Here is a 15,227-nt window from a genome sequence, read left to right as displayed (position 1 = left end):
ATGTATCCGATTGTTCTTGAGCTGAAGGGAAAGCAGGCTGTTGTTGTCGGTGGTGGAACGGTAGCTTTTCGGAAAATCCAAGGTCTATTGGAAGCCGGCGCGTTCGTGCAGGTCATCAGCCCCGAAGCTACTGATGAGATTAAATCTCTTCATGCTGCCAATAAGGTAATGTGGAAACAGAAAAAAGCGGAGCCAGTGGATTACGAGGATGCTTTCATTATTTTTGCAGCTACCAATGATCCTGTAGCGAACCAGGAGGTGGTCCGGTATGCCGGCCCATCCCGCCTGGTTAATGTCGTCGACCAGCCTACACTTGGCAGTTTTACCGTTCCTGCAGTAGCAAGAAGAGGCCGATTAGTACTCTCCGTTTCTACCGGAGGAGCCAGTCCCATTCTTGCTAAACGAATCAGGAATGATTTGTTGGCCGCTTATCCGGAGGATTACGCAGGCTATACGGAATTCCTTTTTTACTGTCGGGAAAAGCTGAAAAAATGGAAGGCTTCCCCTGATGAAAAGCAGAAACTTCTTCATGAAATGCAGGACGAACAGTACATTCGCTCTGTTGAAAAACAACAGGCATTCATCGATACACTTGACCAAAAAGTCACCTGATTTGGAATTGCACACAGTGCAAATTCCCAGGTGGCTTTTTTATTTTTGTATAGTACATATACCGAAATATAAATATTCTAAAATTTTTTGCGGAAAAGCGAAACCTTTTCTTATAATTTACGTTTATATGTATGAAGCGCGCTAGAAGTATTATGAAAAAGAAACATGTTTTTCCAAAACGGAGTCAGTAGTATGCTATAATGATCCCATATAATGGATAAAAAGGAGAGGGTTTAAGTCATTTGAAAAAGGAGAGTGCCGAATGGAGATCATGGGTTATCCAATGGAAACAGTCTACCTGACAGGACTTATTATTTTTGGATGTATCACGTTTTTATATGTACTGGTAAGTGATTTGATTCACGGGGCATTTGATGTATTTTCCCATATCCTGAACCCGACGCTCTTGCTTTCCTTTTTCACCTTGCTGAGTGCGGGAGGATATATTCTGGAAATGGTGACCCCGCTCAGCAGCTGGTTAATAATGGGCTTGGCAGCTGGCGTCTCCTTTGTTCTGGTGTCGCTGCTAAATATCTTTGTTCTGATTCCCCTTGCCTCTGCAGAAGCGTCTTTAAACTACTCGGAAGCAGACCTTCGGGGAAGGATTGGGAAGGTCATCACTTCTATTCCAACCAATGGATTTGGGGAGGTATTTATTGAAGGAATCAGCGGAAATATCGCCAAAACAGCGGTCAGTTTGAATAATGAGCCGATCGGGCAGGGAGAAAAAATTCTTATTGTGGATGTAAAAAGCGGAGTCGTTCATGTATTGCCATATGAACAGGCCGCAATGCTGTAAATAAATGAACAGGGGGAAACAAGATGACACCTATTTTTATCGTTGCAGGTATTGCTGTATTTATCGTTATTGCGTTAGTTGCAGTTTTTGTTACCAAGTATAAGACGGCAGGTCCGGATGAGGCACTGATTGTTACGGGGAGCTTTCTCGGGAACAGAAATGTAAATATCGACGAATCAGGAAACAAAATAAAGATTGTCAGGGGCGGAGGAACTTTCGTATTCCCGGTATTTCAACAGTCCGAACCACTGAGCCTTCTTTCGAGCAAGTTAGAAGTGCAAACTCCCGAAGTATACACCGAACAGGGGGTTCCTGTGACGGCTGATGGAACCGCCATTATCAAGATTGGCAGTTCGATAGGAGAAATCGCAACAGCGGCAGAACAGTTTCTTGGAAAAACCAAACAAGACCGCGAGCTTGAAGCAAGAGAAGTTCTGGAAGGGCATCTGCGTTCCATTCTTGGCTCCATGACCGTGGAAGAAATCTATAAAAACCGTGATAAGTTTTCCCAGGAAGTGCAGCGAATTGCTTCACAAGATCTGGCAAAAATGGGTCTTATCATCGTTTCCTTCACAATCAAGGATGTAAGGGATAAAAACGGATACCTGGAAGCACTCGGTAAGCCGAGAATCGCCCAGGTGAAGCGTGATGCAGATATTGCGACGGCAGAAGCGGAGAAAGAAACCCGTATCAAGCGGGCAGAAGCAAATAAAGAAGCACAAAAGTCAGAGCTTGAGCGTGCGACCGAAGTGGCTGAGGCGGAAAAAATCAACCAGTTGAAAATTGCCGAATACCGCAGAGAACAGGATATAGCCAAAGCAAAGGCGGACCAGGCCTACCATCTGGAAGAAGCACGCGCGAAGCAGGAAGTAACGGAGCAGCAGATGCAAATCAAGATTATTGAACGTCAAAAGCAAATTGAATTGGAAGAAAAAGAGATTGCGAGACGAGAGAAACAATATGATTCTGAAGTGAAGAAAAAAGCGGATGCAGACCGTTACTCTGTAGAGCAAGCGGCAGAGGCGGAAAAACGCAAACAGGTTGCTGAAGCAGATGCCCATAAGTACAGAGTAGAGGCAATGGCAGCAGCAGAAGCCGAAAAAGTGCGGCTCGAAGGGCTTTCCAAAGCAGAAGCAGAACGTGCAAAAGGGGAAACCGAAGCCGAGGTTATCCGTCTGAAAGGACTGGCTGAAGCAGAGGCGAAAGAAAAGATTGCCGAAGCCTTTGAAATGTTCGGTCAAGCGGCTATTCTTGATATGATCGTCTCCATGCTTCCGGCTTACGCGAAGGAAGTTGCCAGCCCGCTTTCCAATATCGATAAAATCACAGTAGTGGATACTGGCGGCAATGGTGAGAACGGAGGAGCGAATAAGGTGACTGGCTATGCCACCAACCTCATGGCTTCCCTTCAGGAAACGTTAAAGGCATCATCTGGAATTGATATGAAGGAACTGATTGAGAATTTTTCAGGCAAGGGCAATGTACGACAAAGCATTGACGGACTAAGATACGACCTGGCGAAAAAAAGCAAGGAGCCGGGATCCATAGACCGCAGCGAAGACCCAGTGCCGGTGGAATAGGAAGCAATAGAAAGGGATGACCTGATTGTTCAGGTGATCCTTTTTTATTGAAAACTTTTTAAAGGATGCGTGTGGTTTGCAGGAGATCTTCCTTGACAAGTTGATTGGAGTGCAAGGTGCGAGACTCCGCCGGGATATGCGTGACAGGTGAGACCAGGTAGGCGTTTACGCCGGTCAATGAGGCGCTAGCGCCGACGGGCTCAGCGCACGCCCCGCGAAAGCAGGCGCTCGCGCCGGTAAAAGCGAGCATCCTGGAACGGAAAGAAACTTCTCTCAAGAGCAACAACGGATACTGCTTTTAAAAATGAAGTCTAAAGGAACCCCAGGAAAAGCTGAAGGTCTTCGAGAACCATTTTACCGCCGTATCCGATAAACAGCACACCAAACAGAATATCCAAATGGGATTGAAAGCGGGCTACTTGTTGGCGAATGCGCTGCATGCCGACGACAGGAAGAATCGCAAGATACCAGCATGAATTGCCGGAAAGAAAAATCAGGGCACTGCCAAATGGCTCTGACGCCAGTTGTTGGGCAGTAACGAATTGAGGGAAAATGCTTAAAAAGAAGAGGCTGACCTTTGGATTTAGAAGATTGCTCCAAAAACCTCGCTGATAGGCAAGAAGGGAAGAAAGGGCAATGTGTGTAATGCTCGATGGAGCATGTGCAGGCGAAATTCTCCTAAACAGGTTGTGATAGCCTAAATAAATTAAATATGAAGCCCCGGCCATGCGGATTAACAAGTATAATAGAGCTGATTCCTTTAAGATGACTGACAATCCAAGAACAGCCAGGGTAAGATGGAGGATAAAGCTTGTACGATTTCCAAGAAACGTGACGTAGCCCATACGTATCCCGTGGCTGAGCGTATGCTTTGTCATCAACAGAAAATCAGGACCGGGAGAAGCTGCAAGAGCCAGTCCGAGTAAAAACAGAATCAGCATAATTGGCCTCCAAGTATAGTAGCTTGTATACTCTCACTATATGTTTGTCCATCGCATTTCAGACACAAAAGGAACTATTAGGCAGACGGGAAGTGAAACAATGAAATTATTCCATTATCATTTTTGGACTGATCGAGTAGAAGAAACGGAAAATTATTATCGAAAACTGGGGTTTACTGTTGCAGCACGGTATGCGATGGAAAAGGGTACGGTCACACCTTATCATCCGCCGCTTGAATGGGAAGACTTTCGGGAGAATGCCCTCCTTTTTCGGATCATTGAGGTTAGAAGGGGAAAGGTGAATATTACATTAGGTGCAGGCAAGAAACCGATCTTTGACCATATTGGGTATCTTGTGAGCGAGGAAGAGCTTGAACACATTTGCAATCGGGCGGACGTTATGGGCTGGAAAACGGAAATCGGAGCACGCAGAACGTTTATTTTTACGCCGTACCGTTTTAAGATTGAACTCCAAACAAGAAAAGAAACGGTGAATGATGAGAAAATATCGATCTCCAGGATGATGATTAAAGGACCAGATGAATCCTTTAAAAGAGATCTTGAAAGGCTTTTTCATCGTAACTTGGAGGAAATTGTTTTTGAAGAAGGAGAGCAGCTTCAACTTCAGGAAGTCTGGATGAATGGTGTGGAAGGCAGCAGCAAAGACCCGAACAAGGTTATCGTTACAGGCTGCTAAAAAAAAGCAGGAAGCCTCTATTTTGGGGGGCTCCTGCTTTTTTTTCTTTCTATTATAATGCGGATAATTTTAATTCCTTAAGACCGTAAACAAATGTGCTCTCAATCGGCTCAAGGGAAAAGCCGGAGCTTCTTTCAAAACGCGGATACCGTTTGATCCATTCTGCCATCGCAATCTCGGCCTCAAGCCTTGCAAGAGGTGCACCCAGGCAAAAGTGAATACCCTTTCCGAATGCGAGATGAGGATTAGGCTTTCTTCGTATATTGAATTGATGGGCGTTCTCAAATTGCTGTTCATCCCGGTTTGCAGACCCCATCCAGGCAACGACAATATTACCTGCTTTAATTTGGGAGCCATTGAGAACCGTATCTTCTTTTGCAACACGGCTCATGGATTGTACAGGGGAACGATACCGGAGCACTTCTTCAATGGTAAGCGGAAGGGCTCCTGCAGGATCTTTCAAAATCTCTTCATAAACCTCGGGGAACTCAGTAAAGCAATAATAAGCATTGCTGATTAAGTTTGTTGTGGTTTCATTTCCTGCAACCAAAAGGAGAATACAAAAACCGATAATCTCATCTTCTGTGAGCATGGTTCCTTGCATTTCTGCATCAATCAGTACAGATATGATGTCTTCACCTGGCTGCTTTCTTTTCATGGCAATGATTTCTTTAAAATAAACATAAAGCTCGTAATACGTTCTCTGCTGATTTTCTTCCAGTCGTTTAATCGCCTCGGGGCTGTTATCCGTTGGTCCGGCAACCACCCATTCTGACCAGTCCTTGAATTTAGCCTGATCTTTAATCGGTACGCCCAATATTTCGGCAATCACCATTACAGGCAGCGGATAAGAGTACTGCTTGACCAAATCAATTTCAGAAGGGTCCTGTATTTCGTCCAGCAGTTGGTTTGCAATTCGCTCGATGCGGGGCCGCCAGTCTTTCATAACCCTTGGAGTAAATGCTTTGTTCACCAGGGAACGCATTTGTGTATGCTTAGGCGGATCGATGCTGATCAAGCTAAGCTCAATGGGAGAGGCCTGTTCTCCTTCCTGCCTTCTTGAGCGGTTGGAAGAAAACAAATCCTTATTTTCTAGTACATTTTTTACGCTTTGATAGTCAAAAGCATCCCATGCTCCCCGCTTTTCATCCCAACGCACAGGAGTTTCCTTTCGCATCTTTTCATACCAGGCAAACGGTTCATAACGTTCTTCTTTCGTTGAAATTTCTGATACTTGTCGAAATGCTGTTCGAATGGAATTATCCACGGTCGCTTCCCTCCAATTTTTGGGTGGTTACATTTAAAGGATACGTGCAATTCCCAAAAAGTACAAAGAATATCCCTCTAAATATTTTACTATTTCAAATATTCAGGATTTAATTAGTTTTACTTATGGAAACAACGAGCTTTTATGTAATTTTCATAAAGGAGCGGGTTGCATATGATAAAGATGAAGGGAGAGGGTTCCATGGATATTAAAGCAAAGGTTCAAGAGCAATTTGGCAAGAATGCGGACAACTACATTACAAGTCCGATCCACGCAAAAGGCAAGGATCTTGAACTCATGGTGATGCTTTCAAATGCCACCGCACAAGATCGTGTGCTGGATATAGCCACGGGTGGAGGCCATACGTCAAACGCATTTTCTCCACATGTAAAGGAAGTGACCGCTCTTGATCTGACGAGTGAAATTCTTGTAGCCGCCAAGCAGTTTATAAATGAACAAGGCCGTAACAATGTTTCGTTTGTACAGGGAGACGCTGAAAACCTGCCATTTGAAAAAGAATCGTTCGAACTGGTCACATGCCGGATCGCTCCGCATCATTTTCCAGATGTGAAAGCTTTTGTGTCAGAAGCATTCCGGGTGTTAGTGCCGGGTGGAAGATTTCTTCTGATCGACAATACGGCTCCGGAAATTCTGGAATACGATCAATTTTACAATCATGTTGAAAAAAGGAGAGACCCCAGCCATTATCGTGCCTGGAAAAAGTCAGAGTGGCTTCAGCTTTTTGAAGAGACGGGATTCACATTTGAACAGATGCACGCCTTTAAAAAGGATTTTGCTTTCGACAGCTGGTGCAGCAGGATGCAGTTGGCTTCAAAAGACAAAGAAGAATTGGAGAACGACATGTTATCAGCATCTGAACGTGTAAAAGAGTACTTCATGATCAAGGAAAAAGAAGGTCATGTTCAGGCATTCACTGGTGACGCTGTGTTTATTATAGCAAGAAAATAAGGAGGAAAGAACATGGGAATTGATTTTCACGATCCTTCTGTTACGTTTTCCTATGCTTCGAGAACAGCATCCGATGAATGGAAAACCCTCATTAAACCCTATATTGTTTCTTCGGAATCCATGGCGATAGATATCGGGTGCGGCGGGGGGATTTATACAAAAGCTTTGCTGGAGCTTGGCGCCAATCACGTGACGGCACTCGATTTTTCTGAAAACATGCTGACTGCTGCAAAAGAAAACTGTTCAGATTATAAGAGACGGGTCAGTTTTAAACAGGGCGAAGCATCCTGCACCCACCTGCCTTCTTCGGTAGCTGATATCGTTCTTGAGCGGGCGGTGATTCATCACCTGAACGATTTGGAGTCAGCTTTTGTAGAAGCTTTTCGTTTGTTAAAAACAGGCGGAACTTTCATTGTTCAGGACAGAACTCCCGAAGATTGTCTGCTGCCCGGTTCGTCTGAACACATCCGCGGGTACTTTTTTGAGAAAGAACCTGTACTTATTAAACAGGAAATAAAAAGACGGTTTTCGCATGAACGTGTTCACTCCGTATTAACAGAAGCGGGCTTTACAGGTATTAAAGAAATAAAGCTGTGGGAAACAAGAAAATCATTTTCCGCGTTTCAGGAATTGGCCAGTGATTTGAAAAGCCGTACAGGACGCTCTATTTTATTTGAACTGAATGATGAGCAGCTGAATGCTTTGGTAACTTTCATTGAAGACAAACTGAAAAACGAAAAGTCTATCATTGAACGTGACCGCTGGACGATCTGGTTTGCTACCCATCCCTAACTTCAAAATACGTCAATTTCCGGGGAAATAAAAATGCAAAGAGCTTGTAATCAAAACGTAAACGACCAACTTTTATGAAATTTGAAGTTTTTTGCCGCCGTAAAGGGTATTGTTTACTAAGTTAATGATTTGTGAGAGCTAATTGTCACAAAAAGGAGGTAAGGACCTTGGAGATACGCAAAGCCCTGCCCGGAGATGAAGAGGCCATCGCATTTGTTCATGTAGACAGCTGGCGGACCACATACAAAGGAATCGTCGATGAGGAATATTTGCAGAACATGACTGTGGAGGACAGAAAGGAAATGTGGAAAGGAATAATAGAAAAACCATTGCCGGAAAATTATTTATATGTGGCTTCCATCAGCCAGGAAATTATTGGTTTTTGCTCGGGAGGTCCTAACCGTTCTGGTCGGTATCCGTACGATGGAGAGCTTTATGCCATTTATATTCTTCAGGAATATCAGCGGCGTTCGATTGGAACCAGTCTGATCCGCCGGCTGGCGCAAAGTCATCTGGATTCAGGTTACCATACGATGATGGTTTGGGTTCTTCAGGATAATCCGTGTAAAATTGCCTATGAAAGACTGGGCGGCATTTTATTGGGAAAAGAAGAGATTCAAATTGGAAGTCAAGAGTTGGTGGAGGAAGCTATCGGTTTTGACCTTGCAAGGCTGCTGAATTTATAATTCATTTCTTCTTTGCAGTTTATAACGAATAAAAATACGTTCCATCAAGGAGATCAGCTGGGTTTCATAATCTTTCCTTTCATCTGCACTATTGGCATTGTTTATTTTTGTCTTCAGTAGTTTTACTTTTTCTTTTTCGTCTGGTGTTAATTGGTGGGAAAGGATCATAATATCCTCCTCCTAACGGGATGGTGTTGAGATACTTTACCATGGAAATTGTCAGTTTATCTACAAAAGTGTGAGATTATCTAACGTTAAAAACCCGGTGAAGGTCGTGAACCTCCATCCGGGCTTTTTTATAAGACTATTATTCTTTAACGCTGATAATGATTTTTCCTTTGGCATGGTGGGATTCGCTTAATTCATGTGCGGCCCTGACCCCTTCCTGTGTCAGTGGGAAGGTTTCTCCAACAAATGGCTGAATCTTGCCTTCTTCGATCAGTTTGCCGATTTCAGCAAGTTCTTCACCGTCAGGATCAAGAAAGACAAAGCCTGCTTTCACTGAATGATTCGTAGCATCTTTTTGAACAGGGGGGCTGACGATGGATACAAGCACGCCTCCGGGTTTGATCACTTTATAGCTGTTCTTCTGTACATCGCCGCCAATCGTATCAAAAACAATGTCCACCGGTTGAACTGCTTTAGTAAAATCTTGTGTTTTGTAATTGATAAATTCATCTGCACCAGATTCTCTAATGATACTCTCGGAGTCCTCACTTCCTGTAGAAATAACGTGAGCTCCTTTGGCCTTGGCAAGCTGAATCGCAAAGCTGCCAACGCCTCCGCCTCCTGCATGAATCAAAACTCTTTGCCCCTCTTTAATTAGCGCGAAATCCACCAGGCATTGCCATGCCGTTAAACCGACAAGGGGTATAGAGGCCGCTTCCTTAAACGTCAGATTCTTCGGTTTTAATGCGACCAGTTCTTCGTCCGCCGCCAGCAGTTCTGCGTACGTTCCATCCCGCTCGGTTGCGGGCCTCGTAAATACTTCGTCTCCCGGTTTAAATTTCGTAACTGCTGAGCCCGTTTCTTTTACTACTCCAGCAGCATCCCACCCTAGAACGACAGGGAACTTTAATTGGAGATTGTCCTTTAAATAGCCTTCGCGAATTTTCCAGTCCACCGGGTTTACCGAAGTGGCATACACCTCAATGAGAACATCCTTTGGACCGGGCTTGGGAGTATTTACGTTCTTCTCTACCAGTTGATCACGTCCGCCGTATTCATTAATAATGATCGCTTTCATTTTCTCACCTCTACTATAATAACTGTATCTCAAAAAGGTTTCCCTTATTGTGCTGTGTTAAATCAGAAAGTGGTTGACAGTTTTCCGAATGCATTATATAGTGATTTACAATCGCACGAGATTAGTTGAGAAGAGTAGAGAAGGTTTAAGAAAGACAATTACAGATTAAGAGCAGAGCCGAGCTGAGATTAGCGGTTATGGTTGCTAATCTTCGTCTCTCATCAAGAAGGGATGATTATATTGATTCAACCATCATTGGAAGAAGTGAAACAATTGGCAGGAACCTACAATTTGATTCCTGTAAGCATTGAATTATTTGCTGATGTACATACAGTGATTGAACTGTATCAAACGTATTATCAGGAAGATTACTCTTTTTTGCTTGAAAGTGTGGAAGGCGGACAGCAATGGGCCCGCTATTCCTATATCGGAAAGAACCCATTTATGGTTGTCTCCTGCAAAAAAGGGCAGACTCAAGTAAAGAAAAAAGATCAGGATGAAACCTATTCAGGTCATCCGATTGAAATCCTTAAATCTCTCCTCAACCAATATAAAAGTCCCGCGCACAAAAACTTGCCTCAGTTCACAGGTGGAGCTGTCGGCTATTTTGGATATGATATTCTCCAGTATTTTGAAAAAATCCCGCCTCACAGTAAAGATATTCTGAACACCGACGATATGAAATTTCTGTTTGTCGATGAACTGGTTGTTTTTGACCATTTGAGGCAGTCGATCAACATTATTTGCAACCTTCACGTACCCCAAAATTATAACGAAAAACAAATTGAAGAACTGTACGAAGAGACACGCTTATCGATTGAGGCTACCATGAAACAGCTTGAGCAAAACGTAAAACAACCGGTGCCCTCATTTCGCTATCTTCCTCAGCAGGAAGTGGATATCAGCGGCGTAAAATCCAATTTGAGCAAATCCGAATTTTGTTCGATGGTAGATCAGGCCAAAGAATATATTACAGCCGGAGATATATTTCAGGTGGTTCTGTCCCAATGTTTTGAAAGTGAGACCAAGGCCGATCCGCTGACGGTTTACCGCGTATTGCGGATTGTGAACCCATCGGCTTATATGTATCTGCTCAAGCTTCCGGATGAAACCATTGTTGGTTCGTCCCCAGAATTGCTCGTAAAAGTTGAAGGGCAGCGGGTGAGAACCCGACCGATTGCCGGAACACGGCCCCGAGGGAAAGACATGGATGAAGATCAGGCATTAGCTGAGGAACTGCTTGCTGACGAAAAGGAAGTTGCCGAGCACCTGATGCTTGTCGATTTGGGAAGGAATGATATTGGCAGGGTATCGGAGTACGGAAGTGTGGAAGTCTCTTCTTTTATGGAGATTGAACGATACTCTCATGTCATGCACATTGTGTCTGATGTTACCGGACTGCTTCGTGAAGATAAAGATTTCTTTGATGCCTTGATCTCATGCCTGCCGGCCGGCACATTGTCCGGGGCACCGAAAATCAGGGCCATGCAGATTATCGCAGAACTGGAAACACAGGCTCGGGGAACGTATGCCGGAGCCATCGGCTACCTTTCGTTTTCAGGCAACATGGATTCCTGCATTACGATCCGTACCATTCTTTTTAAAAATGATAAAGCCTATATCCAGGCGGGAGCTGGCATCGTTGCCGATTCCGTTCCCGAGAATGAATACGACGAAACGTTCAACAAAGCCAAAGCATTGCTGAAGGCCATACAAGTGGCTGAAGCCATGGAACTGTATGCTTAAAAAAGAGCCATCCGGCTCTTTTTTACTTTGGATATTCAATTCACTCATTACGACCAGGACTAATGAGAGTAGCCAAATTTTGTGAGAAAGTAAGAATGAGTTTGGAAAAACTTAGGCCGATGCACATAAAATTTTTAACTGAAGGGGAACTGATATATAAAAACTGTACATACTATCATAATCCTTTCGAAGATTTGAATTTAAACCAAATGAGGTGGAAAAATGGCAAAAGAATTAACTGGCGTACATGCCGTTGTTACAGGGGGATCAAGCGGTTTAGGATATGCCATGGTAGAAGCACTTCTTGATGAAGGAGCAACGGTTGCAGTGGCATCCCGTCCGGGAGCAAAAATGACGGAAGCTGTAAATAACCTTCAAAATAAAGGATATTCGAATGTTTTTGAACTTCCATTGGATGTCAGGTCAGAGGGATCGGTACAAGATGCAGTGAACTGGGTAAAAACGGAATGGGGTAAGATCGATGTCCTTGTGAACAATGCCGGGATAGGCATGAGGACTGTAAACCCAAAATTCCTTACAGAACCACAGCCCTTCTATCAGGTCTCTCCTGAAGGGTTTCGAAACTTAATCGATACAAATGTGACCGGTTATTTCCTAACCTCCCGGGGATTCGCTCCTCTGATGGTCGAGCAGGGAAGAGGAAAAATCATCAATATATCGATGAATTATGAAACCATGAAACGAAAAGGATTTGTCCCATACGGCCCTTCTCGTGCCGCAACCGAGTCCCTGTCATTTATCATGGCTGAAGACCTGCGTGAATTTGGAGTGTCGGTAAATATGCTTCTTCCTGGCGGGGCCACCGTAACGGGAATGATACCTGATGATGTGAGAAGGGAACTTGAAGGAAACTCTCAGCTTCTGAAGCCGGAAATCATGGCAAAACCTATCGTTTATCTTGCTTCCGAGCAATCTGAAGGATTAACAGGTGAACGCCTGGTCGCAACCGAATTTGACAGCTGGTTAAAAAATAGAACCAAATAAAATGAGTGAAGAGACTTCTTCTTTGGCAATATGAATGAGTAGAGAAAAAGACTTATTTTTGCGGTTTTTCGTTCATCGGGCTTATGTATCTTTATGCTCCTCCAAATCCTTAAGCTGTTCGTTGCACACACTTTTCTTTACGATTTAAGTATTCCTTCTCCTGAAGATGCTAAACATCAGGATTTTTGTGTAATAAAAATAAGAAACTTTCACCATCATATAGACTATAGGAGTGTGATGGTAATGGATCTTTTAAAAGAGTTAACAGAAACAAACGGAGCGCCGGGGTTTGAACACCCGATCCGAAGCATTATGAAGCGCGAGATTGATAAGACGGGTGCCTCGCTTGTATATGATCATATGGGAAGCATCTTTGGCCAAAAGAAGGGCCCATCCGCAGGACCAAAAATTATGCTGGCCGGCCACATGGATGAAGTTGCCTTTATGATCAGTGAAGTGACAAAGGATGGGTATCTGAGATTTGTGCCGCTTGGCGGGTGGTGGGATCAGGTCATTCTATCCCAGCGCGTGCACATTCTTACGGAAAAGAAAACCTTTACCGGTGTAGTGGGCTCCAAGCCGCCGCATATTCTTACGGCTGAAGAACGAAAAAAAGTCGTTCCCATGCGCGAAATGTTTATCGATATCGGAGCGAACAGTGCAGATCAAGTAAAAGAATGGGGAATTCGTGTGGGTGACCCGATCATGCCCATATGCCCCTTTGAGATTATGCCGGATAATGATACCATTCTTGCAAAAGCATTGGATAACAGGGCAGGCTGCTATTTAGCGCTGGAAGTTTTAAAACAGCTGAAAGACAGCGAACATCCGAACAGCGTTTATTGCGGGGCCACTGTTCAGGAAGAAGTGGGGCTGAGAGGGGCAGCAACGGCTCCTTATGCCGTTGAGCCTGACCTGGCCGTCGCCATGGACGTAGGAATCGCCCAGGATGGACCTGGAGATAATTCCAATAAGGCGAAGCTTGGAGCAGGTCCGCTTATAACGTTCCTTGACTCATCCATGGTACCGCATGTTCCGCTTCGGAATCTGGTGATGGACATTGCAGAGAAGAATAATATCCCTTACCAGGTGGATGTCATGCTCGGTGGCGGGACAGACGCCGGAAGGTTTCATCTGTTTAAAAAAGGTGTTCCATCCATTGTCATTGGTGTGGCTTCCCGATATATTCACAGCCACGTTTCCATGGTCTCAAAAAGCGATCTTGAAAACACCGTAAAGCTGCTGGTTGCCTTTGTAAAAGAGATGGATGAAAACAAAATGAAGTCCTTGATAGATTTTTAGAAAAAATAAGCTACAATAGAGGGAAAAGGTGTTCTTTTAGGACGCCTTTTATTTTTTAAACCGTTTAAAGGGAGATTTGAATGAACACTACATTTTTATTTATTGGCGCTGGCCGTATGGCAGAGTCAATGATTAAAGGATTACAATCAGCGAAAGGCCAAAACGTTTCGATCATTGCGGCCAATCAGGGAAATAAGGAAAGGCTGCAGCATTTGTTTTCCATGTATGCGGTAGAAACAACAACAGATTGGCTGCATCATGTGAAAGAAAGCTCTGTCATTGTCCTGGCTATGCCTCCTGAAGCACACGAAGCCGTGCTGGAGCAGCTATCGACCGTGATTGAAGGTCAGCTTGTGATATCCGTTGCGGCAGGCATTGGACTTAAAAAACTGGAAAAACCGCTTCCGCCAGGAACACCAGTGGCATGGGTGATGCCCAATACAGCAGCAGAAACCGGTGAATCCATCTCGTTATATACGTATGCCGACACCTTAAATGAAAACCAGGTCAAGCTTTTGGAACTGCTTTTAAACAGCATTGGAAAGTCAGAGTATTGTACGGAAGAACAAATTCATAAGCTAACAGCCGTAACAGGAAGCGCTCCAGCGTTTCTGTATGAGTTTGCCTCTGCCCTGATCAATGCTGCAGCAGGCTATGGCATCTCGGAAGCTCAGGCAAGAAAGCTTGTCTCTCAAATGATTTATGGTTCAGCGGTGATGCTTCAGAGCGGAGTGTCTCCTGTTGACCTGAGAAACGCCGTGACCACTCCAGGAGGGGCGACAGCTGCGGGTCTGGATGTCTTAAATCAGGCAGACTTCGGAATGCTGATCGAAAGCGCGGTAAAAGCGACCAATGAGAAGGCCGCAGAACTTGGTGGGAAACAGGAAAACGAAGAGAAATAAACATACGGGTAAAATAGGTGATGTTGATGAGCAACAGTGTTTTAGCATGGATTGAGCATTATGAATATGCCGGTATTTTTTTGGCGCTGGCCCTTGGCTTAATCGGTTTGCCTGTTCCCGATGAAGTGTTATTAACGTTTTCCGGCTACCTTGTTTTCAAGGGAGATATTCATTTCAGTTTGGCCCTGCTGTCTGCGTTTTTGGGCGCCATGTCAGGCATTTCATTCAGTTACTTGTTAGGCTGTAAGCTTGGCCTGCCGTTTCTTGAAAAATTCGGCCCAAAAGTGGGGATTACTGAGGAGAAAATAACAAAAACACAGTCTTATTTTCAAAGGTATGGAAGTGTAATGATTCTGTTTGGCTATTTTGTCCCAGGGATCCGGCATGTTTCTGCTTATCTGGCTGGCTTTTCTGCCATGAGATTTAAGAAATTTGCTGTTTATGCTTATTCGGGCGGTATCATATGGAGCTTTACGTTCATTTTGGTCGGCAAAATGCTTGGCCCTGACTGGAGAATCGTCGAGCAATACTTCCATCACCTTGGAAAATATGTCTTGCTTGCAGTTGTGGCGGTGGGATTGCTTGCCTGGACTTTTTATAAAGCGATGTTGAAACGGACATAACAAAAGGAAGCAACGTATTTGGCATGAGTTTGGTATTCTACCGGGCTCATGCCTTTTCAT

Annotated in this window: 16 protein-coding genes; 12 read left to right on the top strand and 4 right to left on the bottom strand. The window is 44.3% G+C overall.

The genetic code is table 11. The annotated features are described in order from the left end of the window. From QNH15_RS20490 to floT, 3 genes are all read left to right on the top strand, one after another. Positions 1-612 (top strand): NAD(P)-binding protein, encoded by a 612-nt coding sequence (locus tag QNH15_RS20490; protein ID WP_283890136.1) that lies wholly within the window; start codon positions 1-3, stop codon positions 610-612. Between the two features lie 262 nt (positions 613-874). After that, positions 875-1,411, top strand: a complete 537-nt coding sequence (locus tag QNH15_RS20485) for an NfeD family protein (RefSeq protein WP_283890134.1) — start codon at positions 875-877, stop codon at positions 1,409-1,411. Between the two features lie 23 nt (positions 1,412-1,434). Further along, a complete protein-coding gene (gene floT, locus QNH15_RS20480) occupies positions 1,435-2,991 on the top strand; it encodes a flotillin lipid rafts scaffold protein FloT (RefSeq protein WP_283890133.1) in 1,557 nt (518 codons plus the stop codon). 311 nt (positions 2,992-3,302) lie between these two features. Here the strand turns inward: floT and QNH15_RS20475 are convergent, their stop codons facing one another. Then, positions 3,303-3,932, bottom strand: a complete 630-nt coding sequence (locus QNH15_RS20475) for a LysE family translocator (protein WP_283890132.1) — start codon at positions 3,930-3,932, stop codon at positions 3,303-3,305. Positions 3,933-4,032: 100 nt separating this feature from the next. Between QNH15_RS20475 and QNH15_RS20470 the strand changes: the two genes are divergently transcribed. Beyond that, the gene (locus QNH15_RS20470) at positions 4,033-4,629 is read left to right on the top strand and encodes a hypothetical protein (protein ID WP_283890131.1); all 597 of its coding nucleotides are present in this window, start codon (positions 4,033-4,035) and stop codon (positions 4,627-4,629) included. Positions 4,630-4,681: 52 nt separating this feature from the next. On the opposite strand, the gene QNH15_RS20465 is transcribed toward QNH15_RS20470, so the two are convergent. Beyond that, positions 4,682-5,896: a cytochrome P450 gene (locus tag QNH15_RS20465; protein ID WP_283890130.1), complete on the bottom strand. Its 1,215-nt coding sequence runs from the start codon at positions 5,894-5,896 to the stop codon at positions 4,682-4,684. 174 nt (positions 5,897-6,070) lie between these two features. Here QNH15_RS20465 and QNH15_RS20460 point away from each other — a divergent pair, with 174 nt between their 5' ends. The 3 genes from QNH15_RS20460 (at position 6,071) to QNH15_RS20450 (ending at position 8,343) form a co-directional block, all read left to right on the top strand. Further along, positions 6,071-6,865, top strand: coding sequence for a class I SAM-dependent methyltransferase (locus QNH15_RS20460; RefSeq protein WP_283890129.1), 795 nt, complete (start codon positions 6,071-6,073; stop codon positions 6,863-6,865). A gap of 12 nt (positions 6,866-6,877) precedes the next feature. Next, the gene (locus tag QNH15_RS20455; RefSeq protein WP_283890127.1) at positions 6,878-7,657 is read left to right on the top strand and encodes a class I SAM-dependent methyltransferase; all 780 of its coding nucleotides are present in this window, start codon (positions 6,878-6,880) and stop codon (positions 7,655-7,657) included. A gap of 167 nt (positions 7,658-7,824) precedes the next feature. Further along, a complete protein-coding gene (locus QNH15_RS20450) occupies positions 7,825-8,343 on the top strand; it encodes a GNAT family N-acetyltransferase (RefSeq protein WP_283890125.1) in 519 nt (172 codons plus the stop codon). Here the strand turns inward: QNH15_RS20450 and QNH15_RS20445 are convergent. Next, on the bottom strand, positions 8,338-8,511 hold the full coding sequence (locus QNH15_RS20445; protein WP_283890123.1) for a hypothetical protein: 174 nt from the start codon (positions 8,509-8,511) through the stop codon (positions 8,338-8,340). The genes QNH15_RS20450 and QNH15_RS20445 overlap by 6 nt on opposite strands. Positions 8,512-8,650: 139 nt before the next feature. Continuing rightward, positions 8,651-9,589 (bottom strand): NADP-dependent oxidoreductase, encoded by a 939-nt coding sequence (locus tag QNH15_RS20440; protein ID WP_283890121.1) that lies wholly within the window; start codon positions 9,587-9,589, stop codon positions 8,651-8,653. A 240-nt stretch (positions 9,590-9,829) separates the two neighbouring features. On the opposite strand from QNH15_RS20440, the gene trpE reads away from it, so the two are divergent. The 5 genes from trpE (at position 9,830) to QNH15_RS20415 (ending at position 15,167) form a co-directional block, all read left to right on the top strand. Next, complete coding sequence (trpE, locus tag QNH15_RS20435) at positions 9,830-11,335, top strand: anthranilate synthase component I (protein ID WP_283890120.1); 1,506 nt, start codon at positions 9,830-9,832, stop codon at positions 11,333-11,335. A gap of 222 nt (positions 11,336-11,557) precedes the next feature. Then, on the top strand, positions 11,558-12,340 hold the full coding sequence (locus tag QNH15_RS20430) for an SDR family NAD(P)-dependent oxidoreductase (RefSeq protein ID WP_283890117.1): 783 nt from the start codon (positions 11,558-11,560) through the stop codon (positions 12,338-12,340). Positions 12,341-12,583: 243 nt separating this feature from the next. Next, positions 12,584-13,642 carry a M42 family metallopeptidase gene (locus QNH15_RS20425; protein ID WP_283890115.1) on the top strand — a complete coding sequence of 353 codons (1,059 nt, stop codon included), beginning with the start codon at positions 12,584-12,586 and terminating at the stop codon, positions 13,640-13,642. An 80-nt stretch (positions 13,643-13,722) separates the two neighbouring features. Next, positions 13,723-14,544 (top strand): pyrroline-5-carboxylate reductase, encoded by an 822-nt coding sequence (gene proC, locus QNH15_RS20420; protein WP_283890113.1) that lies wholly within the window; start codon positions 13,723-13,725, stop codon positions 14,542-14,544. Between the two features lie 26 nt (positions 14,545-14,570). After that, on the top strand, positions 14,571-15,167 hold the full coding sequence (locus QNH15_RS20415) for a DedA family protein (protein WP_283890111.1): 597 nt from the start codon (positions 14,571-14,573) through the stop codon (positions 15,165-15,167). The last annotated feature ends 60 nt before the right edge of the window (positions 15,168-15,227 follow it).

The sequence above is a fragment of the Fictibacillus enclensis genome (assembly GCF_030123385.1).
GTDB lineage: Bacteria > Bacillota > Bacilli > Bacillales > Fictibacillaceae > Fictibacillus_C > Fictibacillus_C enclensis.
The sequence above is the reverse complement of the archived record's forward strand: the minus strand, read 5'-3'. Positions and strand labels throughout refer to the sequence as shown.